Here is a 25,171-nt window from a genome sequence, read left to right as displayed (position 1 = left end):
TGCCGGAGACAGAAAACCCTTCCGCGCCTTTAACGGCACAGAAGGCTTAGCAGTTTGCGGGAAAAAGTGTCCGGCACATTGAGTGCATCCAGACACGATAAGCTTCCGCCTCTGCCGAAGCAAGCTGGAAGAAAGGTCAGGGCCTATTCTCCCGCGCTCGTGCTTTCTGGACCCTTGGCAAAAAAGAACGCGCTCCTTTTGGGAGCGCGTTCTTTTAGTCCAGACTCTGCAGTCGGGATCAGGCGGTTGCCAGACCCTTGATGCGAGCGGATAGACGGGACAGCTTGCGGCTGATCGTGTTCTTTGCGACCACGCCCTTGCCTGCAGCGCGCTGCATTTCAGGCTGTGCTGCCTTGAAAGCTTCGGAAGCTGCGGCTTTGTCACCGGACAGGATAGCCTGTTCGACCTTCTTTACGAAGGTGCGCATGCGGGACATGCGGGCAACGTTGCGCTCACGGCGACGTTCGTTCTGACGGATACGCTTACGGGCAGAAGCAGTGTTTGCCATGGATCTTTCGGTTCAGTCTTGTTGTGTGGTCGCGGAAATGATTGGCGCCGTCTACTCCGGTATCACGGGGGGCGTCAAGCGTTTTGCACATTTTATACACATCAGACGCAAAGAGTTTTACCCAGCCGGGGCTTTTTGGCAGCGCGCACAATAGAATGTTGATCGCCCTGACTGCGTGATCCTGAGGATATTCTCCGTGCGACCAGAGGAAGCGCAGGTCGGGCATGGCTCGCCTTCCCGCCCATACACTCTATGCAGCTCCTGGAAGCCACCTTTGCTGCCGTCTGTCTGCACGTAATCCCGCAACGATGATCCTCCGGACGCAATGGCTTCATTCAGTACATCGGGAATGATCCGGGCGATATCGCGCAGTTCTGCGTCTTTTATCGAACCTGTAGTTCGTTCTGGATGGATGCCTGCCCGGAACAGGATTTCACAAACGTAGATGTTACCAAGTCCCACGACGAGCTTCTGATCCAGGAGAGCCGTTTTAATGGGGGTTCGTCGTCCTGAGAACATGGCTTTCAGGGAGGTATGGGACAGAGCGTCAGATAATGGCTCGATGCCCAAAGCGGATAGGAGGCGATGATCGTCTTCGGCGTTGGTTGGGAAAAGATCCACGATTCCAAAGCGGCGCGGATCAACGAGCCCTGCCCTGAAGCCATTTGCCGTTTGTAGCACCATATGCTCGTGCAGGGGTGGAGTCGCGTTCGGGTTTGCGGGGCCGATGTTCATCCGACCTGACATGCCGAGATGGATGAGAAGTGTCTGGCCACCTTCAATGCGCATCAGAATGTATTTGGCGCGCCTGCGGAAAGACAGGACTTTCCGCCCTTCAAGGCGCTGCGGCAGATTGGCTGGAAATGGCCATCTGAGGTCCGCTCTGCGGACAATGACGTGGCTCAGGCTCTGGCCCTGAAAGGCCGCCTGCAGGCCACGCATAACGGTTTCGACTTCTGGTAGCTCTGGCATGTCTGGTCATGACGATATAACGATTGCGCCATGACCGATAGCGCTGATCCCATCAATCCGCCCTTCCCGTCTTCCCAGAGCCCGGAAGACACCACCGATTTCGGCTTTCGTCACGTTCCGCGTGATGAGAAGAAGCCAATGGTGCGCGCCGTATTCGAGAGCGTAGCCAGTAAATATGACGTCATGAACGATGTCATGTCGCTTGGTATCCATCGCGTCTGGAAGCGGATTTTTGTGGGGATGCTCGGTGCTCGCCCCAATATGAGGTTGCTTGATCTTGCTGGTGGTACGGGAGACATCACGTTTGGCTGGCTGCGTGCCGGTGGTGGTCCTGCGATCCTGTCAGACATCAACGCTGCGATGCTTTCAGTAGGGCGTGATCGCGCAATCAAGGCAGGCCTGATCGGGCAGATCGAAGTCTGCGTGGTGGATGCCGAGGCTATTCCGCTTCCTGACTGCTCAGTCGACCGCGTGACGATTGCATTTGGCCTACGCAACTGCACGGACAAGGATGCGGTCCTGCGAGAGGCGCGCCGTGTGCTCAAGCCCGGTGGCCGCTTCTTTTGTCTTGAATTTTCACGCGTCGAAATCGCGGCTCTGGCGCCGGTTTATGATGTCTGGTCGTTTCAGGTGCTTCCGAAAATGGGGCAGATCATCGCCAAGGATTCCGAGAGCTACAAATATCTCGCAGAAAGCATTCGCATGTTCCCCGATCAGGAGACGCTGGCGCAGATGATGCGCGATGCAGGCTTCGAGCGTGTGCAGTATCGCAACCTTTCGGGTGGTATTGCTGCCATTCACTCCGGTTGGCGTCTGTAACCTATGAGCCGCGTCCTGTTGATCGTTGGTGGTGGTATCGCGGCTTACAGGACGCTTGAACTCGTACGGCTTCTTCGTGCTGAAAACATTGCAGTTACGCCTGTAATGACGGCTTCTGCCCGGGAATTCATTACACCACTCAGTCTGGAAGCTCTTGCAGGCGAGCGTGTTCACGACACCTTGTTCTCCCCCACGCAGGAGAGCGAAATTGGCCATATCGCACTGGCCAGAAGCGCTGATCTGGTGGTGGTGTGTCCTGCTACGGCCAATCTGATGGCGCGTATGGCTCAGGGCATGGCTGATGATCTCGCCACGACTTTGCTGCTCGCTACGACCACGCCCATTCTGCTGGCACCGTCCATGAATGTACGGATGTGGGAACATCCCGCGACACAGGCTAATCTGAAATTGCTCCGGCAGCGTGGCGTCGGTTTTATTGGGCCTGATGAGGGCAGCATGGCTTGTGGCGAATTTGGCCCTGGGCGTCTTAGCCAGCCGGGGGCAATTCGTGATGCCGTTCTGGGGCAGCTTGCACGAGGCGGGTCGCTTGCGGGGCGGCGATTTCTGGTGACGGCGGGCCCAACCGTTGAGCCGCTTGATCCAGTCAGGTTTCTTTCCAATCATTCTTCAGGAAAACAAGGCTACGCGATTGCAGAAGCTCTTGCCTTTCGTGGGGCGGATGTTGCGCTGGTCAGTGGTCCGACGGCGTTAGCGGCTCCATCGGGTGTGAGGCGGATTCAGGTTTCGACGGCACGTGAAATGCTTGCAGCCTGCGAAGCGGAACTCCCTGTTGATGTCGCTGTCTGCACAGCTGCGGTCAGTGATTGGCGGGCGAAAGTTCAGGCTACGGGCAAGATCAAGAAGACCTCTGAGGGGCCACCAACTCTGGAGTTGATCGAGAATCCCGACATTTTAGCCGCTTTGTGTCGGCACGCGCAGAGGCCAAAGCTTGTTGTCGGGTTTGCGGCTGAAACGGATGATGTCCTTGTGAACGCAAAAGCCAAGCGGATACGCAAAGGATGCGACTGGCTTGTGGCCAATGACGTCCGGCAGGGTGTGTTTGGAGCGGACCGCAACACCGTTACCCTGATTGATGGAACAGAGGCTGTGAACTGGCCTGAAATGGATAAACGCAGTGTTGCAAACTTGCTTGTGGACAGGATTGAGGAATTTCTCATCGCGCACTGACTTCATCTGAAGCACGATCCGCGATATGACCCTGCGGATGAATACCACACCTGTTGATGTTCGCATTATTCGCCTTCCCCATTCCGAAGGTCTTCCACTCCCTGCATATACTACGGCGGGCGCTGCAGGATTTGATTTCCTGGCGGCGAATTCTGAAGCCATTACGCTTCCTCCCGGTGCGCGGGCTCTTGTTCCCACGGGGCTGTGTGTCGCCCTTCCCGCAGGATATGAGCTTCAGGTGCGCCCACGGTCCGGACTGGCGCTGAAACACGGCATTACGCTTCCAAACACGCCAGGCACGATCGACGAAGATTATCGTGGTGAGATTGGGATCATCGTAATGAATGCAGGGGTTGAGGCTTTCGTCATCGAACGTGGCATGCGCATCGCGCAGGGCGTTTTGGCGCCTGTCTCGCGCCTTAACTGGCAGGAAGTCGATACGCTGGACGAAACCGACCGTGGTGCTGGTGGTTTTGGTAGCACTGGGCACTGATTGTCGGAGCTGGTCTGCAGAACCGTGAAGAATTCCCTTGAGCCTCCCCCGGAGCCGCCTTTACTGTTGAACGGACAGTCTTCGTTGGGAGGAAACAAAACGCCATGACGGGCAGCCCTCTGGCCATGCCCATGCGGATCATGCATCGCTGGAAACAGCGCATGAACGGTTCGGAAATAGCGATTCTGTTTTTCGCGGCGGCAATGGCGCTCGTGTGGTCACGAACATGGCGGCCGGTTATCCCTTTATCGGCCTTTCCAGCAGTTCCAGGGTTTTCCTTCTGGGAAAATCTGACAATCACGTTCCTGGACATGCTGATGGTGCTTCTGGCCGTCGCTGTATGTTCGCTTTTCCTGATGGGCCTCGCCCGCCTTTCCAAAACATTTCGTGCCTTTCTGGTGCCGGCCCTCTCAGTCGGGCGTGCGACGCCTGGACTTGGCCTGATTGGGCTCTTGACTGGCCTGTTGCCCCCACTCGTTGCAATTATTCTTGTTGCGGCTTCGGGAATGGTCTGGCGTGTGGTTACGGCTGCGCTGGATGCCGAAGAAACTGTCCCTGCCGATCTGGAACGCGTCGCACACAGCTTACACCTGACGGAATGGCAGCGTTTCTGGCGCCTTCAGATGCCTCTCTCGCTCCCGATGATCGTGCATCGCTCTGCAAGCGCCATGTCTGGTGTCTGGTTCCGGCTTTTATGCGCGCAGGCGATCGTCGAACTGATGACGCATCATGATCATGGTGGTGCGGGCACACTTGCTTTGCTTGGAATGATGCAGCATCAGCCACTGTGGTTATTCGAAGCCATTGGCATCACATTTCTGCTGATCGTAATGGTGGATCAGTGCTTGACCAGGCCCCTGCTTGGATGGTCGCAGCGTTATCGCCTTGATGGTCCGCCAACCGGCCATGCGCGCAATGGTTCATGGATTTTGAAGATCTGGCGACATTCTTCTTTTCTAAGCCGTGCCAGCCTGCTCATGCGTAGTACTATCGGGGGTGTTGGGAACTGGCGCATCGGGCGTATCTGCACTCCGGATGTGTCGCATCTTCAGTCAGAGAGGCGTTCACCGCCCGCCATTCTGCCTGTTTTGGCAATCATGAGTTTCGTGGCCGCTCTCTGGTGGGGGCGTATCCTGAACGTGCTGCTCTATGATGTCCTAATCGGACTGCTGACGCTGTCCCATGTCTGTGGAGCGTTGATACTCTCGGTTGTTCTTTGGGTTCCTGTTGGGTTGCTGATGGGGAATGCGAGCAGCGCTTTGCGGCGCAGGGTCAGAACGCTGTCCGTTCTTTGTGCGCTGTTTCCGGCAGTTCTGCTCTATCCGGTCTTTCGTATTTTTGGTGGCCTGCCGCCTGCCGTCCTGTTGTTCCTCGGGACGCACTGGCTTGTGGGTGTCGCGGTTCTGGATGCAGCGCAGGGTGTTCCGCCTGAACTCAGGCAGGTCGTACAGGGGCTTCGCCTGCAAGGGCCGCTCCTGTGGCGACGTGTCCTGCTGCCTCTGATGGCGCCCAATCTGTGCGGAGGACTGCTGATCGCGGCTATGCCTTTGTGGAACACAGTAATGATTGCGGAAGCGTTTGCTCATTCAGGATCGGGTCTGGGCGAACAGCTTCTTTCTGATACGCTCCGGCAGGTTGTCAGTGCGCAGATCCCGGCCCTGACCTTGCTGGTCCTCCTTTCAATGCTTCTGGATCGTCTGGTGCTACAGCCCCTGGCCGTTCATGCCGCTCAGAAATATACACTCACATGAATGCTCTTCTCAGCCTGCATGACTGCCGTCAGACATATCTCAAGGAAAGCAGTGTTGATCTGGTCGTGCTCGATCAGGTCAGCTTTGATGTTCAGGAGGGTGAGATCCTTGGTCTTCTCGGGCGCTCCGGATCGGGAAAGTCGTCCTTGCTGCGGATTATGTCCGGGCTGACGCAACCTGTGTCCGGTTCGGTGCTGTGGGAAGGACAGAAAACATCGGGTGCCCTTGATGATGTCGCCACGGTGTTTCAGTCGGGTGCGCTGTTCCCCTGGCTGACACTTCGCCAGAATGTTGCACTGGGGCTGGAGGCGCGCCGTGTGCCTAGGGCTCAACGCGAGGAGATGGTTGATGATGCCATCGAGATCGTGGGGCTTGGAGGGTATGAAAACGCCTATCCCAAAGAGCTTTCTGAAGCTTTGGAGCAGCGCGTGGCTTTTGCCCGTGCACTTGCACTCCAGCCTTCATTGCTACTGATGGACGAGCCTTTTTCTGCACTGGATCTTCTTAGTGCGGAAAATCTCCGTACCGATTTGATTGAGCTTTGGGCAGAGCGACGGCTCACACTCAAGGCTATGGTTCTGGCGACACACGGGATCGAAGAAGCGGTTCTCATGTGCGACAGAATTCTTATTTTTTCGTCCAGCCCTGGGCGTGTTACTCACGAAATCTCGGTTCCCTTCCAGCATCCCCGTAATCGGGAGGATGCGGATTTTCGGCGGTTTGTTGATCAGATATACGCTCTGATGACCCGCCGTGCGCCGATTGTTTCCGAGGCGGAGCTTGGACCGAGTGTTGCGGCCCTAAATGGTAACGCTCCATTATCCGTCGTTCTGCCCGATCTGCCTGTTGAGGTTCTGGTAGGCCTGATGGAGGTTCTGGGGAGCGAGCCACTCTCAGGGCGCGCTGATCTGCCGGAGCTCGCGCAACGCCTTCAGATGACGCTGGATAATCTCCTGCCGCTGGGCGAATCCCTTGAGTTGTTGCAGTTCGCTGAACTGGAGGACGGAGATATTCTGCTTACGGCAGATGGCATGGAGTTTGTTGCGGGTGATGCGGATGCGCGCCGAGACATCATGCGGACAGCGCTGCTGCATTACATACCGCTTCTGCGCTCCATTCGTGGCGTTCTTGATGAGCGCTCCAGCCATCTGGTGGATGCATCGCGGTTCCGGCGTGAACTGGAAGAAAGTATGTCTCCCGATTACGCGCGCCAGACACTCACGACGGCCATTGGCTGGGCAAGATATGCAGAACTCTTTGATTACGATGAAGAGTCGGACCGCTTCAGCCTCGATGATGAGGAATAGGCGGCCCGAAGACGGGTAGCTTAGTCGGGCTGCTTGAGACGGTCGCGATAGAGTTTTCGTGCTTTCGCAACCTTGGGGGCTACAACGGCAGCACAATAGGCTGTTTCGGGATTGCGGGCGAAGTAATCGAGGTGTTTTTCCTCGGCCCGCCAGAAATGTGCTGGTCCTTCGATGGAAGTTACGATCGGAGCGGACCAGATCCCTTCTGAAGTGATCTCGGACACGACTTCGCGTGCGATCTGCTGTTGTGCATCGTCTCCAAAAATGACGGACCGGTATTGCGTGCCCACATCGTTTCCCTGACGGTTGAGCTGTGTGGGATCGTGGGTCGTGAAAAAGACGCGCAGAACGTCATGAAGAGATATTTCGGTCGCGTCAAAAACGACTTTCACCACCTCAGCATGTCCTGTCTTGCCGGTGCAGACTGCTTCATAGCTTGGATTATCGATGTGGCCGCCCGCGTAGCCCGGATCGGCTGAAATGATGCCGCGCAGGCCGGTGAAGACGGCTTCGACGCACCAGAAGCAGCCGCCGCCCAGCAGGATAGAAGAGTGTGTGCTCATGGAAAATGGGCTCCTGAAAGAGAGCCTCTCCATATGGGGAGGCACCTTCCTTATTTCACTACCGGCAGCCACACGGCACTGGCGTTGTTTCCACCGCGATAGATTGTCTGGGTTGCGATATGGAAATCCGAAGCCTTTGCGTTGAAGATATTGGGCACAAAGGTCTGCGGGTTGCGGTCATAGAGTGGGAACCAGGTGGACTGGATCTGCACCATGATGCGGTGGCCCTTCTGGAAGACATGGTTCATCGCCGGAAGCGTGAATTTGTATTCCTGTACCTGACCAGCTGGGATGGCTGATGGATGCGCAAAGTCAGAGCGGTAACGGCCACGGAAAATATCCATGGACATTGGAAGTTCATACCCACCCATTTCCGGGCGGTCAGCCGTTACCCCGGGCATTACATCAATGATCTTGACGACCCAGTCCGCATCCGTGCCGGTGGTAGAGGCAAACAGATCTGCGGTTGGCACGCCTGAAACGCGCACAGGCTGATCAAGGACAGGTGTTTCGTAGGTGAGCACGTCCGGACGGCTTTCGGCAAAGCGTTGATCCGCAACAAGCCATGGCTTCCAGCGCGCGCTGTCGCTCATGGAATATGGGCGCGGGAGGAACGGCACGGGATGCGCCGGATCGGAAACATAGCTGTCAGACCCTGGCAGTGTTCGCTTGAACGAAAGGCTGTTTCCCGGTTGCAGGTACAGGCGCTCGCCCGTCATGGCGCAGGTATCACCACATCCCTCAAGCCAGTTGCGGAAATGATCCCAGTGATTTTCGCCAGTATTATAAATGATGGCTTCATCGAAATGCGGGTCGGGTGCGTCCTTGAGGTAATGATCGAAGAATGGCCGCATCACGTTTGCCCGATACCACAGAGCGGTATCACCGTCGAAGTGCAGCGGTCCGAGCGTCGAACCGTCGTAATTCACGCCGCTATGCCGCCAGGGGCCCATGACCAGAATATTGGGTACCTGAGGATGGCGGTTACGCAGGGCCTGCCATGAATGAATGGCGCCCCACATGTCTTCCTGATCCCAAAGCCCCTGCTCCCAAATTGTCGGGACCTTCAGGGGGTGTTTGGTGATAAGGTGGTCGAGGGCCTGATCTTGCCAGAATGCGTCATATGCAGGGTGTGCCTTCATGCGGCGCCACCAGGGAAACTGGTCCAGCCCGGACTTTGTGGCGAAGTTCCCCGCCGATACGTCCTGAAGGAACGTGGTATAATCGTCTGCCTGATCACGCGGGATGCCATCACCTGAACCGGCTCCGCTCATCTGCGCCGTGAAATAGTCGAAACTGGTCTGGCGATATGCGCCGTAATGGAACCAGTCGTCTCCCATCCAGCCATCAACCATCGGGCTCTCAGGGGCGGCTACCTTAAGCGCGGGGTGCGGATCAAGGAGGGCCATGACGACCGTCCAGCCTTCATAGGATGATCCCGTCATGCCAACGCGGCCATTGCTTTCCGGAACGTTTTTCACGAGCCAGTCGATGGTGTCCCAGGCGTCGGTCGTGTCATCTGTCTTGCTTGTGTTCAGCGGGCCTATCGGAGGCCGCGTCATCACGTAATTGCCTTCAGAGCCGTATTTTCCACGAACGTCCTGAAAGACGCGGATATAGCCTTCCTCGATGAACACTCCGTCACCTTGGGGGCTGATCGAGCGGATTGAGGGCGCGTTTGGAATGCGGTTGAGGCGTTCGCTTGCGTGGTAAGGCGTACGCGTCAGAAGGATAGGAGCCTGATGGGCATTTTTCGGAATGGCGATGACCGTGTGAAGTTTGACACCATCACGCATGGGTATCATGACGTCGCGTTTGATATAGTCACGTGCATCCGTCGGCATGCTAACATGTGCAGGGATATCGCTGCCTGTCTGCAGGGTATCGGGGCCTGTGGACTGGGCATTTGCGGCATTCATACAGAATGCGGCTATGGCGGTGCTGAAACTGAGAAGAATACGGTTCACAACGGGCTCCTGAACTTTGAATGGAGTTTGGCCTTTCCTGACTGCCAGCGACAAGTCCTGACGTGTTTTCTTTTCATATCTTGCACAGACTGGCCTTTTGGAGAATTTTTCGCTATCTAACCTCCCCTCTGATTTTTATGAAAGTTTCTCTCATGCCTGCCTACCGTTCCCGCACCACTACTCATGGCCGTAATATGGCAGGTGCACGCGCCCTGTGGCGTGCGACCGGTATGCAGGACGGTGATTTCGGCAAGCCCATTATTGCAGTCGCCAATTCGTTCACTCAGTTCGTCCCAGGCCATGTCCACCTGAAGGACATGGGAGCGCTTGTGGCCTCTGCGATTGAGGAAGCAGGCGGTGTTGCCAAGGAATTCAATACGATCGCAGTCGATGATGGCATCGCTATGGGTCATGGTGGAATGCTTTATTCGCTGCCGTCCCGGGAGCTGATTGCAGATTCCATTGAATATATGGTGAATGCGCATTGTGCAGACGCGATCGTCTGCATTAGCAACTGCGACAAGATCACGCCGGGTATGCTCATGGCGTCCCTGCGTCTCAACATTCCCGTGGTGTTTGTTTCAGGTGGCCCGATGGAAGCGGGTAAGCTCAATGGGCCCGGAGTTGAGCGTAAGCTCGATCTGGTGGATTCTATGGTGGCTGCAGCAAATCCGAAGGTGACGGATGATGAATCTGAACAGATCGAGCGTTCTGCCTGCCCGACCTGTGGTTCCTGCTCGGGTATGTTCACAGCAAATTCCATGAACTGCCTGACCGAGGCACTAGGACTGGCGTTGCCAGGCAACGGGTCCCTTCTGGCAACGCACGCGGATCGTCGTGAACTGTTTCTTGAGGCTGGTCGTCGCTCCGTGGCGTTGGCGCGTCGCTGGTACGAGCAGGATGATGCCTCTGTTCTTCCTCGCAGCATCGCATCGCGTGCGGCGTTTGAAAATGCAATGACTCTCGACATCGCCATGGGCGGATCCACCAACACCGTGCTCCATCTGCTGGCTGCTGCGCGTGAGGGTGAAGTGGATTTCCATATGGGGGACATTGATCGGCTGTCACGTAAGGTTCCAAACCTCTGCAAGGTTGCGCCTGCAAAGGCGAATGTTCACATGGAAGACGTCCATCGTGCTGGCGGTATTCCTGCGATCATGGGTGAGCTGGACCGCGCAGGCCTGATCACCACGTCATTGCCAACGGTGCATGCGCCGACCATTGCCGATGCTCTTGCAAAATGGGACATCGTCAACGGAGACGCTGAGGCCTGTGAGCGCTTTCGTGCGGCGCCTGGTGGTGTTCGGACGGTGCATGCGTTCTCCCAATCGAGCCGTTATCATGAGCTGGATCTGGATCGTGCAGCTGGCGTTCTGCGTGACCGCGCTCATGCCTTTTCTCAGGATGGCGGTTTGGCTGTTCTGTACGGGAACCTTGCGGAAGACGGCGCTATCGTGAAGACGGCTGGCGTATCGGACAAGGTTCTGACGTTCACGGGGATCGCTCGCGTTTTTGAAAGTCAGGATGATGCAGTTTCTGGCATTCTGGGCGGCCGCATCACGGATGGAGACGTTGTGGTGATCCGCTATGAGGGGCCCAAGGGTGGTCCCGGTATGCAGGAGATGCTGTATCCAACCAGCTACCTCAAATCCAAGGGGCTCGCTGAGTCGTGTGCGCTGATCACTGACGGTCGCTTTTCTGGAGGAAGTTCGGGACTGTCCATCGGGCATATCTCACCTGAGGCTGCCGAAGGTGGCCTGATCGGGCTTGTCGAAGACGGGGATAGCATCGTTATCGATATTCCGAACCGCAGTATGCATCTTGATGTGACGGACGCAGAACTTGCCAACCGCCGCGAGCGTATGAACGCCCGTGGGGACAAGGCATGGCAGCCTGATCGTCATCGTGTTGTATCGCAGGCACTGAAAGCCTACGCGGCCATGACGACAAGCGCAGCGAATGGTGCAGTCCGCGATCTGTCGCAGATCATCGTGAAGAAGCGTGGGTAATGATTGTGTTGATGGTCTCTCTAAGTTGAGAAGAGGCCATCATTTTCCGGCCATTATGGCCGGTATCGGGCACTATTTGCAGGGACCAACCTAACGGAATATGCAGCAGAGAGGCTGTTTTCTGGCCTAGCTGAAATGTTCTCTGGCCGCGCTCCAGCCTGTTAGCGCCCTGCTGCATTGCCTCAGGTGTTTGCACCAGATGATGGGAAGTGTCGTCATCATCTGCGCCCAGCAAAAAATTGAGCTTTGTCTGTAGATACGGGCTTAGACATTTCTTTGCGTCTTCCACGCAGAAGTTCCGAAACCCGTAAGGCGCTGCGGTTTTCATGTCTGGAAGTACGTAGGTTGACGGGTTCATGATGACGATCGCTGATGTGTCCGTCTGGGTGTAAGCTGCCACTCTTCCCAGAAACTGGGCTCCTGCTGAATGACCAATGAGGATGATGGGAGCAGTGGTGTTGCCGGTCTCATGTCGTGCCCAGTTGATCAATGGCTCGACTAGCGAGATTGCTGCGGGCTCTCCCGGCCTCTGCGGAATACCGCCCCGTTGATATTGCCAGTTAGGGAAGCGATCGCGGTCGAAATGCGGTGCTATGACGATGCTACAGGTGGTCCGGGCCAGCGGAATGCTATCGTCTCTGTAGGTATCGCTATTGCGAGATTTTCCTGCAAAAACCAGCAGAATTGATCGTTCAGTGCAGTGCGTAGGACGAAAAATATCAACGCTTAAAGAAAGTGTTGGCAGCAGCGCATTCTGCTGACTTTTTCCAAGGGGAAAAGGTTCTGCGATTGCTGTTCTGGGCAGAAAGGCCAGAACAGCAATCAACAGGATCTTTGTATCAGGCCAGACGGGCAAGAGCAGCTTTGAAGCGACCGAGATCACGCTGGAACGTCTCCAGACGCGTGCGATTTTCTTCAACTACTTCTGGTTTTGCACGTGCGACGAAATCGGCATTTCCAAGCTTGCGCTCAACCTTGACGATTTCGCTTTCGTTCTTGTCAATTTCCTTCTGCAGGCGCATGCGCTCTGCATCCAGATCAATCAAACCTTCCAGAGGAATGAAAATCGTTGCCTCGTCGAGCACGATCTGCGCTGCATTGCGCGGTGCATCAGCCGTGAGGACCTCGACATCCGACACACGTGCCATGCGGCCAATTGCCTCAGCCCATGTTCTGGCGCGATCAAGATTCTTCGGGTCCGCGTCACGCAGGAGCAAAGGGGCTTTTTGGGACGGCGGTATGTTCATTTCCGAACGCACCGTGCGGATCTCGCCGATGAGGCGAATGACCCAGTCCAGCTCTGCTTCTGCTTCCCCAGCTTCTGATACAACCATGGCTTCCGGCCAGCGGACCGTTTCGAAAGAGCCTGCATAGCCAAGCTCTTTCCACAATGTAGCCGTCACGAAGGGCGTCACAGGCTGCATAAGGCGCAGGATCAGACCAAGGACATGAGCGCTGACAGCGCGGATCTCGATTGTCTCGTCATTTTCGGCAGCAAAGACCGGCTTTGCAAATTCCACGAACCAGTCGCAGAAGCGGCTCCACACAAAACGGTAGCAGCAATTTGCGTATTCGTCGAAGCGATATGCTGTCAGTGCGCGCTCAGCTTCTGCAATCGCATTATTGGTTTCCGAAAGAATCCAGCGTCCCAAACCGCTTTTAACCTTTGAGGGGTCAAAATCCTCGACTGGGTGCGCGCCATTCATCTCAAGGAAACGCGCAGCATTCCAGAGCTTCGTGACGAATGCGCGATGCTCCTCCACGCGTGTACGGCCGAGCTTGATATCGCGTCCGGGACCCGTGCCTGAGCAGATGGCAAGTCGGGTTGCGTCCGCACCAAATTCCGCGACGAGGTCCATCGGGTCCAGTCCATTCCCCTTGGACTTGGACATTTTCTGGCCCTTCTCATCACGGACAAGACCATGAATCAGAACGGTCTGGAACGGCACTTCATCCATGAAGTGCAATCCCATCATCATCATCCGGGCAACCCAGAAGAAAATGATGTCAAAGCCCGTGACCAGCACGCTCGTTGGATAATACTTTGCGAGCTCAGGTGTTTTGTCGGGCCAGCCAAGTGTGCTGAACGGCCATAGACCAGAGCTGAACCACGTATCGAGAACGTCTTCGTCCTGTGTCAGCTCCACGCCTGCTCCGGCTTGAGCTTTCGCATCTTCTTCATTTTCCGCGACGAACACGCTGCCATCAGGCGCATACCACGCAGGAATACGGTGTCCCCACCACAACTGCCGACTGATGCACCATGGCTGGATATCGCGCATCCATGCAAAGAACGTGTTTTGCCACTGGCGCGGTTCAAACACGACTTTTCCAGTTTCCACCGCTTCTACTGCGGGACCGGAAAGCTTTTTCGCGTCGCAATACCACTGGATGGTGAGACGTGGTTCGACAATCGCGCCGCCGCGTTCGGCGTATGGCACCTGAAGCTTGTGCGGTTCGATTTTTTCAAGCCAGCCGGTACGCTCAAGCTCTTCAACAACACGCTTGCGGCTATCTTCACGGCTTGCGCCTGCAAGGGCACGCACGAATTCAATCGATGCGAGCCCTTCTATGTCACGCAGTTCGTCCTCGACTTCTCCGATCCAGATTCTGGCGGTTTCATCCAGAACAGTCGGGGCTGGCAGGCTATGGCGCTTGCCCACTTCAAAGTCATTGAAATCGTGTGCAGGCGTGATCTTAACTGCACCGGTTCCCTTTTCAGGATCCGAGTAGCTGTCGCCAATGATAGGAATGCGGCGCCCGGTCAAAGGCAATGTGACGAACTGGCCGATCATATCGGTGTAGCGTTCATCTTCTGGATTCACGGCAACTGCAACGTCACCCAGCATCGTTTCCGGGCGTGTTGTTCCCACGGTGATCGTGCGACCATCCTCAAGCGGATAGCGCAGATACCACATTGAACCCTTGGTTTCGCGGTTCTCAACTTCGAGATCCGAGATTGCTGAACGGAACGCCGGGTCCCAGTTCACCAACCTGCGGTCGCGGTAGATGATGCCTTCCTGATGAAGCTGCACGAAGACCTTGCGGACCGCGCGTGACAGACCATCATCCATTGTGAAGCGCTCGCGCTCCCAGTCTGCCGAAGCTCCCAGCTTGCGCAGCTGCTGGACGATCGTTCCGCCGGATTCCTTTTTCCAGTCCCAGACGCGATCCAGAAATCCCTCGCGGCCAAGCGCGGTTCGGCTCTTCCCTTCTTTATCCAGGGCACGTTCGACAACCATCTGCGTGGCAATGCCTGCGTGATCTGTGCCGGGCTGCCACAGGACATTATAACCTGCCTGACGCTTCCAGCGGATCAGGATATCCTGCAGAACGAAATTCAGTGCATGCCCGAGATGGAGTGTTCCCGTGACGTTTGGCGGCGGAAACATGATGGAAAATGCTTCACCGGGCGCTTCGGGGTTCGCCGCAAACGATCCGCTGTTTTCCCACTGTGCATATAGTGTGGCTTCGTGATCGGCGGGAACAAAACTTTTTTCGAGCATGACAATCCAGAGAGAGAATAACAGGCGGTAAAACGGAAAACTTGTCTTGGAAGATTTAGTCCCGTGGGCGGAGTTTGGCTATTTCTGAGCGCACAAGAATTTCTACCATCGAGGGGAGATGAGCATCCAGCCACGTGCGTACCATCTCGCGCACTTCGGCTCGGACCATGTTTTCAATGGTCATGCCCCCTGCACTGCTGACAACAGTATCGCTGGAAATCTGCATCCCGTTACGTGCACGGCGTTCATTGAAAGCAGCATGGAGTGCGTCCAGAGAGCGTTCGGCAGCAGCCATTGTGCCTGCCCCCATCAGTTCATCCTGATGCGCTGTCTCCGGGTCCTTCTGAGGGCTTGGGGTAGCTGAAGTTGGTGGTGAGACCATCATCGAAGAGTCCAACGTCAGTTCCTCGTCATCATTTTTGTCGGCTGGTTTTTGAGAGGGATCTTCGTGCAGGATACGTCGTATCGAACTCAGGACGTCCTGGATTGTCTCATCGTTTTCATTGGTCGGATTCTGATTGAGACTGGGAGAAGTCATGACAGGTCGATTTTCCGTATCTGAGAGCGCCGGGCCTTAGCGGCCAGGCTGATTGCGGGCGTAATCACTGATGCCCCAAAGGCGGTTCTTGACCGCATTGTAATAGGCTTTCTCGTCATAAAGGGGGACACCGAGCTTCAGATCCGCGGCTGTAAGACGACCAATTGCGGCGGCAACGTTGTAGGAAGTGATCACAAGGCTGCCAAGGTTCTGAACAAGAGCCTGCTGAGCCTGTAGCAGTGTCTGCTGCTGCTGCAGCACAGCAAGGGTGGTACTTGTCCCTACGAGAGCCTGACGTTCCACACCATCAAGAGCAATAACGTTTGCTGAAATTGCTTCACGGTTACTGGCAATAGACTGTTTGTAGGAAACCATTTGCTGCCAGTTGGCTGCGGCAAGCTGAAGTGCAGTCCTGCGCTGGACGTCCACTTCGTGATGGGCGCTCTGGGATTCCTGCCTTGCTTCGCGCACGGCAGCGTATTCGGAACCACCCTGATAAATAGGAAGGTTGAACGAGACCATTCCATACTTGTTATCCATCGACGAGTGGCCATAGCCTTGGTTGATGGAGTGCTGATAATTCAATGAGGCAGAGACTTTCGGCATGATGGCCGAAATTTGCACCGATACATTGTCTTTGCTCTGTGCTTCCGTGAACAGGGCATTCACAACGCTTGGGTTATTCTCGACAGCTAGGGCAACGGCTTCCTGCTCGCTTTTAACTGGCAGGTTCAGGGGCTGTGGTGCAATCAGATTGGAAGGCGCTGCGATGCCCACGACTTGCAGGTAGGTTGCCTGTGCAGTCTGAAGCGTTCCTTCAGACTGCTGCCGCTGTGCCGTTGCGCTTGCGAGCGCGGCCTGTGCCTGAGCCACATCCGTGCGGGTAATTTCACCGACGTGAAAACGCTCCTCTGTCGCCTGTAGCTGCTGCTGCAAAACGCGCTCATTATTAATATTGAGCTGAAGCATCTGCTCGTCTTCGATAACGCCTACATATGCGCTTACGACGTTGGTGAACACTTCCTGTTCAGTAGAGATAAGGCGCGCGCGTTCTGCCATCACCTGGTTCATCGCGGCATGAATGCCAGCAACGGTTTTTCCGCCCTGATACAGTGGCTGCGTAATCTGTAGGCCCCCTGAATAACCAGGCGTCTGGTATGTGCGCGCACTTCCAAGATAACCGCCCGTAGCAGCGTAATCGGTGCTGCCGTTATAGTAGGTCAGGTTCATGCTGCCCTGAATCGTCGGGCGCCATCCTGCCTGTGCTGTAGGGACCTGCTCGTCGATCGCACGCAGCTTTGCGCGCTCCTCTCGGAGTTGAGGGTTGGTCAGGTACGCGGCTGAAAAAGCTTCCTGAATTGTGTGCGGAACAAAGGTGGGAGACCCGCTGCCATCGTATTTCTGTGCGAGAGCCGTGCCGCTAAGGAGAATCGACAGCAACCCGAAGCTGAAAGGCCGGGTAAGGTTCATCACACTGATACGTCCTGCGGTCATGAGATATCCTGCCACCTGCGTATTGTATCGCAGCATTCGTGAGTCAGAACTTAATAGCCTGACTGGCGGCATAAGAAAAATCCATTCTGCTCACGAATATTGCTCTTGACCAATCCGGCACGAAAGAGGATATAGCCCCTGCCCCCGAGGTCCGGTGGCAGAGTGGTGATGTAGCGGACTGCAAATCCGCGAATGTGGGTTCGATTCCCGCCCGGACCTCCACAGATAATTTTAACCCGCAGAAAATAGCCAATTTCTAGCCGGTTTTACAATTCTACGCATTTGGTTTTACAGCCTCTAGCAGTGCCATTGCCTGCTTTGCCAGTCTCCTCTGATCGACTGAGCGCGTGTATCTCTCCACTTCCGATAGTGTTTTATGGCCGGTAATCGCTGCGATCTGATGCGTGGTGCATCCCGCTTCGGCCAGCCTTTGAGCCGCAGTTTTTCGCAGGCCGTGTGCTGAAAGATCGGGCGGTAAGCCTGCCGCCAGCGTCCAATCCTTCATGAGATTGCCTAGCGAATCGGAAGATGGCTTTCGTCCGGGTGTGACCTCCAAATAGTAAGCTTTCACATCTGACGTTGCAGCCAAGGCTAATGCGAGATCTTTGAGAATGGGAACCATCAAGCTCGTCCCCGTTTTCTGCTGCGTGACCGCAATCATGCCTTCCTTGATGCAGGCTGGACCGATTTTCACCACGTCCGAACGCCTCTGTCCTGTGTAAAGCAGGAGTGCGAAGGCTGTCCGCGCTCGGGACCCAAGGGGCCAGTGGGCCTGAAACTGAGCTACCTCTACCTCAGTCCACGCCCTTGCCCCTTCTGCTTTCTCTTTGAGGCGCCGGACATCACGGGCGGGATCTGTCTGAATCAGATCCTGCTCTATCGCCAAGCGGAACAGAATGCTGAAGATCCTCAGCCAACGATTTCCGGAGGCAGGCCGGTCCGAGAACCGGTTGATGATAGCCCTGACATGCTTGGGCTCGAAGTCCGAAACATGGAATGTGGCAAAGTTCTTCCGCATCATCCGCAAGACGATGTTGCGATGCCCCACCTGCGTGGATGACTTGAGCGAGATGAAGGCGTTGCTCTTGAGCTAGTCCTCACATAATCGCGCGAACGTCCCGATGCCACGAATGGCTTTCGGTTCGACTTTCGGAATTTGGGCCATCGCGGCGTGATAGGCAGGCCAGAACGCTGGGTCATCAAAATCCGGTAATGCTTGGCGCGGAAGTTGCGGATGCCTGAAATACACACGGATCTTCCTGTCCCTGCCCCGATGACGTTGCAGGTACTTTACTCGTACAGAGACCATCAGGTGTTCAGCAACTCGTCCAGGGCGGTGCGGGGCTTTGCAATAAAAGCTGTTTCCTCGATACCCGATTGCCTATCCAGCCATCGATCTAGCATTTTTCTATCCCAAAGACGTCTGCTTCCGATCGAAAACGAGGCAATTTCCGGTGCCACGCGTTCACGAAATAGGCTCTCTTTGATCCCTAAATATTCCGCAGCGGCCCGGATGGGCAGGCAGCGCGGGGTCATTGCTTCACTCATCCTTGTTACCCCTGAGGCCAGAACTGATGGCGCTGTTCGTTCTTGGTCATCACCGGCTATCTCCTATCCCTGATCTCAGTGGACATCGCGCCCTCCCGGAAGCAGGTCTGTGCAGAAGCGTAGGAAGCTCGTGAGGCGAAGGCCGCGCCCTTGAGGTGCTGAGTGTTCGAGCAAGTCGTTCAGCGTCTGTGGGGCGGATGCGACAGGTGGTTCGGGAAATGGGACCGGATCGGCTGGCCGTGTTGCGTGCAGCAGAGCGACCAGTTCATTCTCTACTTCGTTCGCGGTCTGGGCATAAGCCTTTGCGATACCGCCGTTTGGCGCATCTTTTGCCCGTTCCCGCGCATAGATCAGGCAGACGCGTTTCTCACGCGCCTTGCTTTGAACGGCGACAGAGCGGCCAGACAGATATTTTGCGAACGTGCGATCCGTATGCCCTCGCAGCAGAGGGTGAAGCGGGCGCAGTAAGGGAACGGAAGCGACAGCACTGAGGCTGATGGTTGCGTGAGACGGGCGCGGCTCACCTGCGGGCAATGACATAATGATCTCCATCGCGTCGATACGATGGAGATAAATGTGAGTTAAGCGAACATATCAGTCAATAAAAAAGTGAGATTTGCTCACATGAAATAATTTCTTACTGATCTAATCTATCCTTGTTTGCGTGCTGCAGCATGAGTTTCAGGTGTGTCTCAGCCTCGTCAGGCGGTAAAGAGCGGAAGGCCATCAACAAGAGTGCCTCTTGCTCATTGACAGCTCTCGCTGGGACGGCATCTTCGGTACCAGATGTAAGCCAATCCAGCGAAACATTGAATTCTTGTGACATTCTGATGAGCAAATCCCTTCCTGGTTGCTCTTCACCTGTCTCAAGTTTCGATAAATATGACCTCGAAATATTCAGGCCGGCGACAAAATCAGCCTGCTTTAGCTTCAGCTTCTTTCGAAGGCTTTTAATTCTATCGCTAATTCTGGCCGTCTTTTCCATGTGAAAACTTTGCACAGCTTAGCGGCTCAATGTGTGCGCTTTACTCACGCACAAACTTGACATGTATATGTGAGTCATGCTCACATTAAGCTATGGATATTGAAGATGTGATACGGGCCGCAGGAGGTCCTAAGAAGGTGGGGGCGGCCATACAGCGATCTCATTCTGCTGTTTGTAAGTGGCGTCGAGTGCCACCAATTCACGTCATCACGGTCGCGCGGCTCGCTAATCTCGACCCGCACATAATCCGTCCAGATATATTCCCTCAGGCACGTCATAACTTGGGAACAGCGGCAGCATGAGCATCCTTCATATGCCCGAAGGTAAACAGCACTCATACAGCCGTCAGCAAGATGATGTCTTGCAGTCTTGCCCGTTCTCAACGGGACTTAGTGGACCTCGCCTGCGGGCTTTTGCAGAAGAATTTCCACGGCATCGAGCAGATCTCGTCCCAGTTCAGCAGCTGTTTGCGGGGACAGAGAAAACTGTTCGAGCTTATCGCCTTCCGGGAAGTGTTCTGCGGCGGTTGCAGCCTTTAGCTGCAACACAACGGCACCGTCCTGGATCACCACCGTGCGGAAGCCTGTCAGGCTCGAAATATCGAGGTTGCCGTCTTCTTTCAGTTTCCATTCATCAGCCATGTGCCGTCACTCCGTTCGCTATTGATGCGCGCAAGATGGCTGATCGTCGTGCGTGGGTGAAGCCATGAATCACGTCCCTGCCCTCAAAACGGCCACGCAAATGGCGGTTCGTGCGATTGGTGGCATTGATGCCGCGGCAGCCGTTACCCGCGTCGGTCGGGCCCGGATTTCGGAATATCAAAACCGGAACTCCACAACGACAGCGCCGGTGGATATCGCCATCGTGCTGGACGAATTTGCCCAAGAGCCTTTCATTCTCCAGACCATGGCGCACGAGCTTGGCTACAACCTGACGCCGATCCAGTTGGGTCATGGCGATGTGGCCGAGATCATGGAAGACGTTGCTGACAAGGCCAACGACACCATGAAGATGACGATCCGCGTTCTGGCGGATGGCATCGTGACGGTCGAGGAAGCCCACAGCCTTGGGCATGAGCTGACCAAGCTTCGCCGTGTTGTCGATCATGCCCTCAAGATCGTGCGCGGGATAGAAAAGACAGGGGCCTCGGCATGATGCTCCAGATCCCTGCCACGTTCGATCGGGCCAATGTTCCTGCGATGGCCTTCCTGAAGGTTCTCCCGGCAGAACAACGCGGTGTATTTCACTCTCTGATGGACGCTCTGAAATCCGCCCGTGACGTGGTGTTCCGCGTTGGTGGTCGCGCGTTGGATGACGCTCAGGTGGCGCAGATGGCGTGTGAGCATGTCGAGGTGTTGCGCCGTGTCCTGCCAGAACTTGAGTTCACGCGGTTCATCCTTCGGGACGAAGACGGGGCGCTCTACAGCCCCCACCTTGTGGAACGCCAGATCCGTCGTGAGGAGCGTGCTGCCGCCCGTGCAGAGCAGCAGCGCAGGCTGGAAGAGTTCAAGGTGCGTCAAGAAGCTGGAGAGTTCGCACCAGAAGCGGGCGTTAAGGCTAGGACCTCCCGGGCGAATGCCTCCAAGGGTGGGCGCCCGCGTAAAGGAGAGAAAGCGGAAGACGCTTATGTGCATCGGGAGCGCGAAGCCGTCGAACAACGTGAAATGCGCTTGCTGTCGTCTATCGACGGTGGGGCGATTTCGGAAACCGAAAACCAAAACCAGTTTTCAAAAGCGGTTTTGGTTTCCGGGGTTTCGGTTTCAAAACCGGTTTCAGGGTTTTCCGTAGATCTAGAATTAGAGAAAGATATATCCCCTTCTGATTCTACGAAACCGGCAGAAACCGACAAACCGGCCTTGGAGATTTCAGAAGCCCTGATCTCCCAGACTGTCGCCCGCGTCCTCAAGGTTGGATGTCTGCCAGACGGTCAGGCCGGGTTCGCCAAGAGCATCTGCGGGCGTTTTCTGCGGGACGGCGTTCCAGCCGATGTGCTGGTCGAGGCTGTAAAGCAGCACACCGAGAAAATGGACGTGTCGTGCAAGCTTGCCGGTGCTACGGCCTGGACGGATCTGACGGCATCCTCGGGGATCCGCAATGGCAACAATGTGCTGTTTGACCTCAACATTAAAGGAGTGGGAAGCGCCAGCGGCGCAGTACAGTTTTATATCAATGAAGCTCTGGTCTCCACCGCCGATGTAGACCTCTCGGGGTTCGGGGGGGGGCTGACCACGGTAGGGTTTGGGGTGGTCGACGATCTCTACGGTGAAAACTGCAGCCTGAATTACGGGATTGTGGCGGATTATCCGACGATCGGTGCATCCATCACGCGACTGTGGCCCAGTAAGGCGGGTGCGCATGCGGATTGGACGGGTGCTGGTGTTTCGGGGCTTGCGGCCAGCCCACCCTCGGGAAATGGATATTCCAGTACGCAGGCCGGACAGGCCATGAGTTTTACCAGCAATGGAATAACCCTCGACGAAAGTACCCATGAAATCGCGGGCCTGCGCCTGACGGCCTATGGCAGCGCCATGGAAAATGCGCCGCAGCATCTCACGGGGAAAATCACGTCTGCCAGCACGGACCAGCTGGGCGCGCAAAAGGCCATGTCCATCGTCAATACCGGCCTGGTCTGGGCATTCGATACCGATCCGGCCACGGGCAAGCCTTGGTCTGCGGCCGCATTGTCCGCGCTGGAATTTGGCCTGATCTCGGGGAGCTGATCCATGAGTGACCCAACCCTGACCACGACCCGCCTCTCTTTGCTGGCTGTTACGCGTCCGCAGGACGACGCCATTGGTGTGAAGCGCCTTTCAGTGCTGGCGGTTGTCCGGCCTGCGGACATCAAGGCCAACGTCTACCGCACATCCCTTCTGGCAGTGGTGCGCGCCAAACCCATCGTGACCACCGGGCGCCGGCATGGCTGGTTCGCCTGACACGCGCCCTTCTGTCCCTCCGCCGCCTCCGCGCGGCCCATTCTCTGGATATATGATGCCTGACACACAGCCTAAAGCTGATGCCAACCCCGACCAGGTGGAGCGGATCCGCTATCTCGAGGACCGGGTGCTGAAGCTCGAAACAATCGCAGCCGGACTGGGCGATGGCCAGTCCGACCTGCGGGCGGAAATGCGCACGGAAATCGCCTCCCTGCGCACCCAGATCACGGACCTCAAAGACGAGCTGGGCAGCGAGATCAAGACCGTAGGTTCCAAGGTCGACCGCGTCATGGGCGGCAAGGCCGTCGTCACCGCCCTGATCACCCTGGCAACCTCCATCCTCGGATCCGGCGCCGTCCATATCGCCCTGTCCGTTGGGCGGTAGAGTGGAAGAGTTTAAAGCTGGAATCCTTTCCCGGCCATGCAGGCTCTCCACGCGGCACCTTTATTCGAGCCATCTGCTGGAATAGACGCGGACGGTAACATGATCGTTTCCCATGTTCTGTCCGAAAGGTTACTGGATTTCGCTATGTGTTCTTTGATATTATAGGGCGTCTCAAACAAATTTGTTTGTCCAACTTGGGTGTGTCCAATAGCAAAGATTTGCTTAGCACACTGGTTAGCAGTGCTTTGAATGGGGAGTAACTGTGTATCTTTAGGTTTGGATTGCTCCTGCGAGCCACAAGCCGCAACCACTAACATTATAAATGATGGTAGGGCGAATTGGCGAATATTTGATGCGAATTTCATATTTGCTCCTGATCCTCCGCAATGGATTAGGCGAATCGATCATTCAGAGAATTAATTTATTTTTTTTGTAATGACTATGATTCTTCAAAATTTGTATTCATTGAGTTCTTATTTTTCGATTAAATTAAATTCGATTTTATGGGATTTAAAAAAGCGAAAATATATTGTATATACTCTTAAGAATTGAATGAAATTCCCTAACCTGCCCTTAAGGCAGTTCCAATCACCAGCCGCCCTTTGAGGCGGCTTTTTTTATGGAAAAACCGAATGAAAACGAACACTCTGGTTCTGGCGGCTGCACTTCTGCGCCGTCCGGACTTCGAGGGGTGCGGACTTGCGCCCTATCGCTGCCCTGCGGGTTACTGGACCATCGGGATTGGCAGTCGCTTTCTGGCCAGCGGCACGCCGGTTACAGCGACCACAAAGCCGATCACTCTGGCCGAGGCAGAAAGCCTGGTCATGCAGCGTCTTCAGACGCTCAATACAGATCTGCAGAATATGCTACGCGTTCCTGTAACGGACGCACAACGCGCGGCTTTGCTGTCCTGGCAATACAATGTTGGCACAGCCGCCGTCACGGGTCCACGCTGCTCCGCTTCCTCAATGTGGGATCCTTTGACCTTGCTGCCGACCAGTTCAGGCTATGGAATCATGCCACGGTGGACGGCCGCCTGGTCGTACTCGCGGGACTGACACGCAGACGCGCGATCGAGCGGGACGTGTTTCTCGGCCGCCTGTCTGCTCTTGCTGAAGCGGAGGTCTGAGCATGGACCTTAGTGGCTTCCTCAACGAAATCCCCGCCCGGTATGAGCTGTGGGTCGCCCTCTTCATCATCGCCTGCAAGCTGATCACGGTCTTTGTGCGTCCACCCAAAGACAGCTCATGCCTGGCAGCTGCTTTCCAGTTCGTCTCGCTGATCGGGCTGAATGTTGGATGGGCCGCCAACAGACTCGAAGCCGGTCGAACCAGAAGCGTGCCACCCGGGAAGATCCCGGCTCCGGTTTCCAGCCCAAAACCAAAAGCCTGACTGAGCTCGCCCCTGCTCGGGCCGGGATCAATCCTGCACATCATCGCCGAAGGAGGCAGCAATCCTGCTGTCAGACCGACGATCACACTGCCGCCCATCAAGGCGGCTTTTTTTATGGAAAATGACCTTATGTCGCTGTCTTCTGTTCCAGCACTCGAGGCCCTTGTGAACCAGTCCCTGGGTAAAGCCGATACGGCTGCCATCCAGCAGGGTGTGGCTGTCAGTGGCATGATCCTCCAGGGCGTCCTGGGGGCAATGGTCACGCGCCTGGCAGACCATGTGGACGTCAACGCGATTGATGCGGCGGCCGCGAAAATGCTTGAAGGTGCGCTCGATCTGGAAAAGGCGTTTCAGACAACACCTGCAGCCGCGCAGACGGCGCAGTGAATACTGCCAGCCTGGCAATTCTCGGCGTCATGCTCCTTGTGGGTGTGGCGTCGAGCGTTGGCCTCTATCGTGCTGGAGGGCGATCCCAAAAAGCGCAGACAGCTGATCAGGATGTCAGTGCTGTCCAGGACGAGCTGGCAGCAGAACAGGCAAGAGCGCAGCGTGCAGCGGAGGCGCCACAGACCACGGATGAGCTTCTGGCTGCATTGGATAAAGGGGAAGCATGATGCGCGCGATTGCATTGTGTCTGTGCCTGGCCGGCTGCGCTGGCACGCGGGTCAAAGTTATATGTCCTGCCCTGCATCCTTGGTCTGCCGAATTCCAGAAGGAAATGGCGATCGAGATCCGCGCACATCGGCAGGAATGTCCAGCGCTTGTGGAAAGCGCTGTGCAGATGTCGCAGATTCATAGCGAATGTTTGGTCAG

General features: G+C 55.9%; 27 protein-coding genes, 1 tRNA gene and 1 pseudogene. 15 read left to right on the top strand and 14 right to left on the bottom strand.

Annotation, left to right across the window (positions count from 1 at the left end; all coding sequences use genetic code 11):
• Positions 1-238: 238 nt before the first annotated feature.
• Both rpsT and mutM read right to left on the bottom strand, forming a co-directional pair.
• A complete protein-coding gene (gene rpsT, locus GWA01_RS05785; RefSeq protein ID WP_146794863.1) occupies positions 239-508 on the bottom strand; it encodes a 30S ribosomal protein S20 in 270 nt (89 codons plus the stop codon).
• Between the two features lie 117 nt (positions 509-625).
• Positions 626-1,480 carry a bifunctional DNA-formamidopyrimidine glycosylase/DNA-(apurinic or apyrimidinic site) lyase gene (gene mutM / locus GWA01_RS05780; RefSeq protein WP_146794861.1) on the bottom strand — a complete coding sequence of 285 codons (855 nt, stop codon included), beginning with the start codon at positions 1,478-1,480 and terminating at the stop codon, positions 626-628.
• A gap of 30 nt (positions 1,481-1,510) precedes the next feature.
• Here mutM and GWA01_RS05775 point away from each other — a divergent pair, with 30 nt between their 5' ends.
• The 5 genes from GWA01_RS05775 (at position 1,511) to GWA01_RS05755 (ending at position 7,038) form a co-directional block, all read left to right on the top strand.
• Entirely contained in the window at positions 1,511-2,299 is a 789-nt protein-coding gene (locus GWA01_RS05775) for a class I SAM-dependent methyltransferase (protein ID WP_146794858.1), read from the top strand.
• A gap of 3 nt (positions 2,300-2,302) precedes the next feature.
• Complete coding sequence (gene coaBC, locus GWA01_RS05770) at positions 2,303-3,487, top strand: bifunctional phosphopantothenoylcysteine decarboxylase/phosphopantothenate--cysteine ligase CoaBC (protein ID WP_146794856.1); 1,185 nt, start codon at positions 2,303-2,305, stop codon at positions 3,485-3,487.
• Positions 3,488-3,524: 37 nt separating this feature from the next.
• Positions 3,525-3,980 carry a dUTP diphosphatase gene (gene dut, locus GWA01_RS05765; RefSeq protein WP_146794854.1) on the top strand — a complete coding sequence of 152 codons (456 nt, stop codon included), beginning with the start codon at positions 3,525-3,527 and terminating at the stop codon, positions 3,978-3,980.
• Positions 3,981-4,084: 104 nt separating this feature from the next.
• Positions 4,085-5,731, top strand: a complete 1,647-nt coding sequence (locus GWA01_RS05760; protein ID WP_146794852.1) for an ABC transporter permease subunit — start codon at positions 4,085-4,087, stop codon at positions 5,729-5,731.
• Positions 5,728-7,038 carry an ABC transporter ATP-binding protein gene (locus GWA01_RS05755; protein WP_146794850.1) on the top strand — a complete coding sequence of 437 codons (1,311 nt, stop codon included), beginning with the start codon at positions 5,728-5,730 and terminating at the stop codon, positions 7,036-7,038. The genes GWA01_RS05760 and GWA01_RS05755 overlap by 4 nt, the downstream gene beginning before the upstream one ends.
• Positions 7,039-7,058: 20 nt before the next feature.
• On the opposite strand, the gene msrA is transcribed toward GWA01_RS05755, so the two are convergent.
• Together msrA and GWA01_RS05745 are read right to left on the bottom strand one after the other, a co-directional pair.
• Positions 7,059-7,601, bottom strand: a complete 543-nt coding sequence (gene msrA / locus GWA01_RS05750; protein ID WP_146794848.1) for a peptide-methionine (S)-S-oxide reductase MsrA — start codon at positions 7,599-7,601, stop codon at positions 7,059-7,061.
• 50 nt (positions 7,602-7,651) lie between these two features.
• Positions 7,652-9,568, bottom strand: coding sequence for a CocE/NonD family hydrolase (locus GWA01_RS05745; RefSeq protein ID WP_146794846.1), 1,917 nt, complete (start codon positions 9,566-9,568; stop codon positions 7,652-7,654).
• A 152-nt stretch (positions 9,569-9,720) separates the two neighbouring features.
• On the opposite strand from GWA01_RS05745, the gene ilvD reads away from it, so the two are divergent.
• Positions 9,721-11,577, top strand: coding sequence for a dihydroxy-acid dehydratase (ilvD, locus tag GWA01_RS05740; protein WP_146794844.1), 1,857 nt, complete (start codon positions 9,721-9,723; stop codon positions 11,575-11,577).
• Here the strand turns inward: ilvD and GWA01_RS05735 are convergent.
• Genes GWA01_RS05735 through GWA01_RS05720 form a run of 4 tightly spaced genes read right to left on the bottom strand, consistent with a single transcriptional unit; the run spans position 11,555 to position 17,115 of the window.
• On the bottom strand, positions 11,555-12,460 hold the full coding sequence (locus tag GWA01_RS05735) for an alpha/beta fold hydrolase (RefSeq protein WP_146794842.1): 906 nt from the start codon (positions 12,458-12,460) through the stop codon (positions 11,555-11,557). The two genes, ilvD and GWA01_RS05735, sit on opposite strands and share 23 nt — an antisense overlap.
• The gene (locus GWA01_RS05730; protein ID WP_146794840.1) at positions 12,417-15,083 is read right to left on the bottom strand and encodes a valine--tRNA ligase; all 2,667 of its coding nucleotides are present in this window, start codon (positions 15,081-15,083) and stop codon (positions 12,417-12,419) included. Before GWA01_RS05730 ends, GWA01_RS05735 begins: the two co-directional genes overlap by 44 nt.
• A gap of 55 nt (positions 15,084-15,138) precedes the next feature.
• Positions 15,139-15,621, bottom strand: coding sequence for a DUF2497 domain-containing protein (locus GWA01_RS05725; RefSeq protein ID WP_146794838.1), 483 nt, complete (start codon positions 15,619-15,621; stop codon positions 15,139-15,141).
• Between the two features lie 36 nt (positions 15,622-15,657).
• A complete protein-coding gene (locus GWA01_RS05720; RefSeq protein ID WP_228118376.1) occupies positions 15,658-17,115 on the bottom strand; it encodes a TolC family outer membrane protein in 1,458 nt (485 codons plus the stop codon).
• Positions 17,116-17,263: 148 nt separating this feature from the next.
• Here GWA01_RS05720 and GWA01_RS05715 point away from each other — a divergent pair.
• Positions 17,264-17,337, top strand: a tRNA-Cys gene (locus GWA01_RS05715).
• A gap of 52 nt (positions 17,338-17,389) precedes the next feature.
• On the opposite strand, the gene GWA01_RS05710 is transcribed toward GWA01_RS05715, so the two are convergent.
• The 5 genes from GWA01_RS05710 to GWA01_RS05685 form a co-directional block, all read right to left on the bottom strand.
• Complete coding sequence (locus tag GWA01_RS05710; RefSeq protein WP_146794835.1) at positions 17,390-18,136, bottom strand: tyrosine-type recombinase/integrase; 747 nt, start codon at positions 18,134-18,136, stop codon at positions 17,390-17,392.
• A gap of 287 nt (positions 18,137-18,423) precedes the next feature.
• Positions 18,424-18,663: a hypothetical protein gene (locus tag GWA01_RS05705; RefSeq protein ID WP_146794833.1), complete on the bottom strand. Its 240-nt coding sequence runs from the start codon at positions 18,661-18,663 to the stop codon at positions 18,424-18,426.
• 75 nt (positions 18,664-18,738) lie between these two features.
• Positions 18,739-19,203 (bottom strand): hypothetical protein, encoded by a 465-nt coding sequence (locus tag GWA01_RS05700; protein ID WP_228118375.1) that lies wholly within the window; start codon positions 19,201-19,203, stop codon positions 18,739-18,741.
• Positions 19,204-19,300: 97 nt separating this feature from the next.
• Positions 19,301-19,648: a helix-turn-helix domain-containing protein gene (locus GWA01_RS05695; protein WP_146794829.1), complete on the bottom strand. Its 348-nt coding sequence runs from the start codon at positions 19,646-19,648 to the stop codon at positions 19,301-19,303.
• A 389-nt stretch (positions 19,649-20,037) separates the two neighbouring features.
• The gene (locus GWA01_RS05685; RefSeq protein ID WP_146794825.1) at positions 20,038-20,289 is read right to left on the bottom strand and encodes a hypothetical protein; all 252 of its coding nucleotides are present in this window, start codon (positions 20,287-20,289) and stop codon (positions 20,038-20,040) included.
• 64 nt (positions 20,290-20,353) lie between these two features.
• Between GWA01_RS05685 and GWA01_RS05680 the strand changes: the two genes are divergently transcribed.
• Genes GWA01_RS05680 through GWA01_RS05665 form a run of 4 tightly spaced genes read left to right on the top strand, consistent with a single transcriptional unit; the run spans position 20,354 to position 22,966 of the window.
• Positions 20,354-20,803 carry a hypothetical protein gene (locus GWA01_RS05680; protein ID WP_228118374.1) on the top strand — a complete coding sequence of 150 codons (450 nt, stop codon included), beginning with the start codon at positions 20,354-20,356 and terminating at the stop codon, positions 20,801-20,803.
• Positions 20,800-22,368, top strand: a complete 1,569-nt coding sequence (locus GWA01_RS13215; RefSeq protein ID WP_228118373.1) for a hypothetical protein — start codon at positions 20,800-20,802, stop codon at positions 22,366-22,368. The genes GWA01_RS05680 and GWA01_RS13215 overlap by 4 nt, the downstream gene beginning before the upstream one ends.
• A 3-nt stretch (positions 22,369-22,371) precedes the next feature.
• The gene (locus GWA01_RS05670; protein ID WP_146794823.1) at positions 22,372-22,581 is read left to right on the top strand and encodes a hypothetical protein; all 210 of its coding nucleotides are present in this window, start codon (positions 22,372-22,374) and stop codon (positions 22,579-22,581) included.
• A gap of 55 nt (positions 22,582-22,636) precedes the next feature.
• Complete coding sequence (locus GWA01_RS05665; protein ID WP_228118372.1) at positions 22,637-22,966, top strand: hypothetical protein; 330 nt, start codon at positions 22,637-22,639, stop codon at positions 22,964-22,966.
• Between the two features lie 11 nt (positions 22,967-22,977).
• Here the strand turns inward: GWA01_RS05665 and GWA01_RS05660 are convergent, their stop codons facing one another.
• Positions 22,978-23,331 carry a hypothetical protein gene (locus GWA01_RS05660; RefSeq protein ID WP_146794819.1) on the bottom strand — a complete coding sequence of 118 codons (354 nt, stop codon included), beginning with the start codon at positions 23,329-23,331 and terminating at the stop codon, positions 22,978-22,980.
• 267 nt (positions 23,332-23,598) lie between these two features.
• Between GWA01_RS05660 and GWA01_RS05655 the strand changes: the two are divergent.
• The 4 genes and pseudogenes from GWA01_RS05655 to GWA01_RS05640 all read left to right on the top strand — a co-directional run bounded on the left by GWA01_RS05655 (position 23,599) and on the right by GWA01_RS05640 (position 24,972).
• A pseudogene (locus GWA01_RS05655) lies at positions 23,599-24,095 on the top strand (lysozyme).
• Positions 24,096-24,097: 2 nt separating this feature from the next.
• Complete coding sequence (locus GWA01_RS05650; protein WP_146794817.1) at positions 24,098-24,358, top strand: hypothetical protein; 261 nt, start codon at positions 24,098-24,100, stop codon at positions 24,356-24,358.
• A gap of 129 nt (positions 24,359-24,487) precedes the next feature.
• Positions 24,488-24,745 (top strand): hypothetical protein, encoded by a 258-nt coding sequence (locus GWA01_RS05645; RefSeq protein ID WP_146794815.1) that lies wholly within the window; start codon positions 24,488-24,490, stop codon positions 24,743-24,745.
• Positions 24,742-24,972 (top strand): hypothetical protein, encoded by a 231-nt coding sequence (locus GWA01_RS05640; RefSeq protein WP_146794813.1) that lies wholly within the window; start codon positions 24,742-24,744, stop codon positions 24,970-24,972. The genes GWA01_RS05645 and GWA01_RS05640 overlap by 4 nt, the downstream gene beginning before the upstream one ends.
• The last annotated feature ends 199 nt before the right edge of the window (positions 24,973-25,171 follow it).

The organism is Gluconobacter wancherniae NBRC 103581 (assembly GCF_007988885.1).
Classification (GTDB): domain Bacteria; phylum Pseudomonadota; class Alphaproteobacteria; order Acetobacterales; family Acetobacteraceae; genus Gluconobacter; species Gluconobacter wancherniae.
Note: the sequence above shows the minus strand (reverse complement) of the source record. Positions and strands in the feature narration are given on the sequence as shown.

What these genes read in the sequence shown, in the direction of transcription:
- rpsT (WP_146794863.1), bottom strand. Translation starts at nt 508, where the DNA reads ATGGCAAACACTGCTTCTGCCCGTAAGCGTATCCGTCAGAACGAACGT.
- mutM (WP_146794861.1), bottom strand. Translation starts at nt 1,480, where the DNA reads ATGCCAGAGCTACCAGAAGTCGAAACCGTTATGCGTGGCCTGCAGGCG.
- GWA01_RS05775 (WP_146794858.1), top strand. Translation starts at nt 1,511, where the DNA reads ATGACCGATAGCGCTGATCCCATCAATCCGCCCTTCCCGTCTTCCCAG.
- coaBC (WP_146794856.1), top strand. Translation starts at nt 2,303, where the DNA reads ATGAGCCGCGTCCTGTTGATCGTTGGTGGTGGTATCGCGGCTTACAGG.
- dut (WP_146794854.1), top strand. Translation starts at nt 3,525, where the DNA reads ATGAATACCACACCTGTTGATGTTCGCATTATTCGCCTTCCCCATTCC.
- GWA01_RS05760 (WP_146794852.1), top strand. Translation starts at nt 4,085, where the DNA reads ATGACGGGCAGCCCTCTGGCCATGCCCATGCGGATCATGCATCGCTGG.
- GWA01_RS05755 (WP_146794850.1), top strand. Translation starts at nt 5,728, where the DNA reads ATGAATGCTCTTCTCAGCCTGCATGACTGCCGTCAGACATATCTCAAG.
- msrA (WP_146794848.1), bottom strand. Translation starts at nt 7,601, where the DNA reads ATGAGCACACACTCTTCTATCCTGCTGGGCGGCGGCTGCTTCTGGTGC.
- ilvD (WP_146794844.1), top strand. Translation starts at nt 9,721, where the DNA reads ATGCCTGCCTACCGTTCCCGCACCACTACTCATGGCCGTAATATGGCA.
- GWA01_RS05730 (WP_146794840.1), bottom strand. Translation starts at nt 15,083, where the DNA reads ATGCTCGAAAAAAGTTTTGTTCCCGCCGATCACGAAGCCACACTATAT.
- GWA01_RS05725 (WP_146794838.1), bottom strand. Translation starts at nt 15,621, where the DNA reads ATGACTTCTCCCAGTCTCAATCAGAATCCGACCAATGAAAACGATGAG.
- GWA01_RS05720 (WP_228118376.1), bottom strand. Translation starts at nt 17,115, where the DNA reads ATGACCGCAGGACGTATCAGTGTGATGAACCTTACCCGGCCTTTCAGC.
- GWA01_RS05710 (WP_146794835.1), bottom strand. Translation starts at nt 18,136, where the DNA reads ATGATGCGGAAGAACTTTGCCACATTCCATGTTTCGGACTTCGAGCCC.
- GWA01_RS05705 (WP_146794833.1), bottom strand. Translation starts at nt 18,663, where the DNA reads ATGAGTGAAGCAATGACCCCGCGCTGCCTGCCCATCCGGGCCGCTGCG.
- GWA01_RS05700 (WP_228118375.1), bottom strand. Translation starts at nt 19,203, where the DNA reads ATGTCATTGCCCGCAGGTGAGCCGCGCCCGTCTCACGCAACCATCAGC.
- GWA01_RS05695 (WP_146794829.1), bottom strand. Translation starts at nt 19,648, where the DNA reads ATGGAAAAGACGGCCAGAATTAGCGATAGAATTAAAAGCCTTCGAAAG.
- GWA01_RS05685 (WP_146794825.1), bottom strand. Translation starts at nt 20,289, where the DNA reads ATGGCTGATGAATGGAAACTGAAAGAAGACGGCAACCTCGATATTTCG.
- GWA01_RS05680 (WP_228118374.1), top strand. Translation starts at nt 20,354, where the DNA reads ATGAATCACGTCCCTGCCCTCAAAACGGCCACGCAAATGGCGGTTCGT.
- GWA01_RS13215 (WP_228118373.1), top strand. Translation starts at nt 20,800, where the DNA reads ATGATGCTCCAGATCCCTGCCACGTTCGATCGGGCCAATGTTCCTGCG.
- GWA01_RS05670 (WP_146794823.1), top strand. Translation starts at nt 22,372, where the DNA reads ATGAGTGACCCAACCCTGACCACGACCCGCCTCTCTTTGCTGGCTGTT.
- GWA01_RS05665 (WP_228118372.1), top strand. Translation starts at nt 22,637, where the DNA reads ATGCCTGACACACAGCCTAAAGCTGATGCCAACCCCGACCAGGTGGAG.
- GWA01_RS05660 (WP_146794819.1), bottom strand. Translation starts at nt 23,331, where the DNA reads ATGAAATTCGCATCAAATATTCGCCAATTCGCCCTACCATCATTTATA.
- GWA01_RS05650 (WP_146794817.1), top strand. Translation starts at nt 24,098, where the DNA reads ATGGACCTTAGTGGCTTCCTCAACGAAATCCCCGCCCGGTATGAGCTG.
- GWA01_RS05645 (WP_146794815.1), top strand. Translation starts at nt 24,488, where the DNA reads ATGTCGCTGTCTTCTGTTCCAGCACTCGAGGCCCTTGTGAACCAGTCC.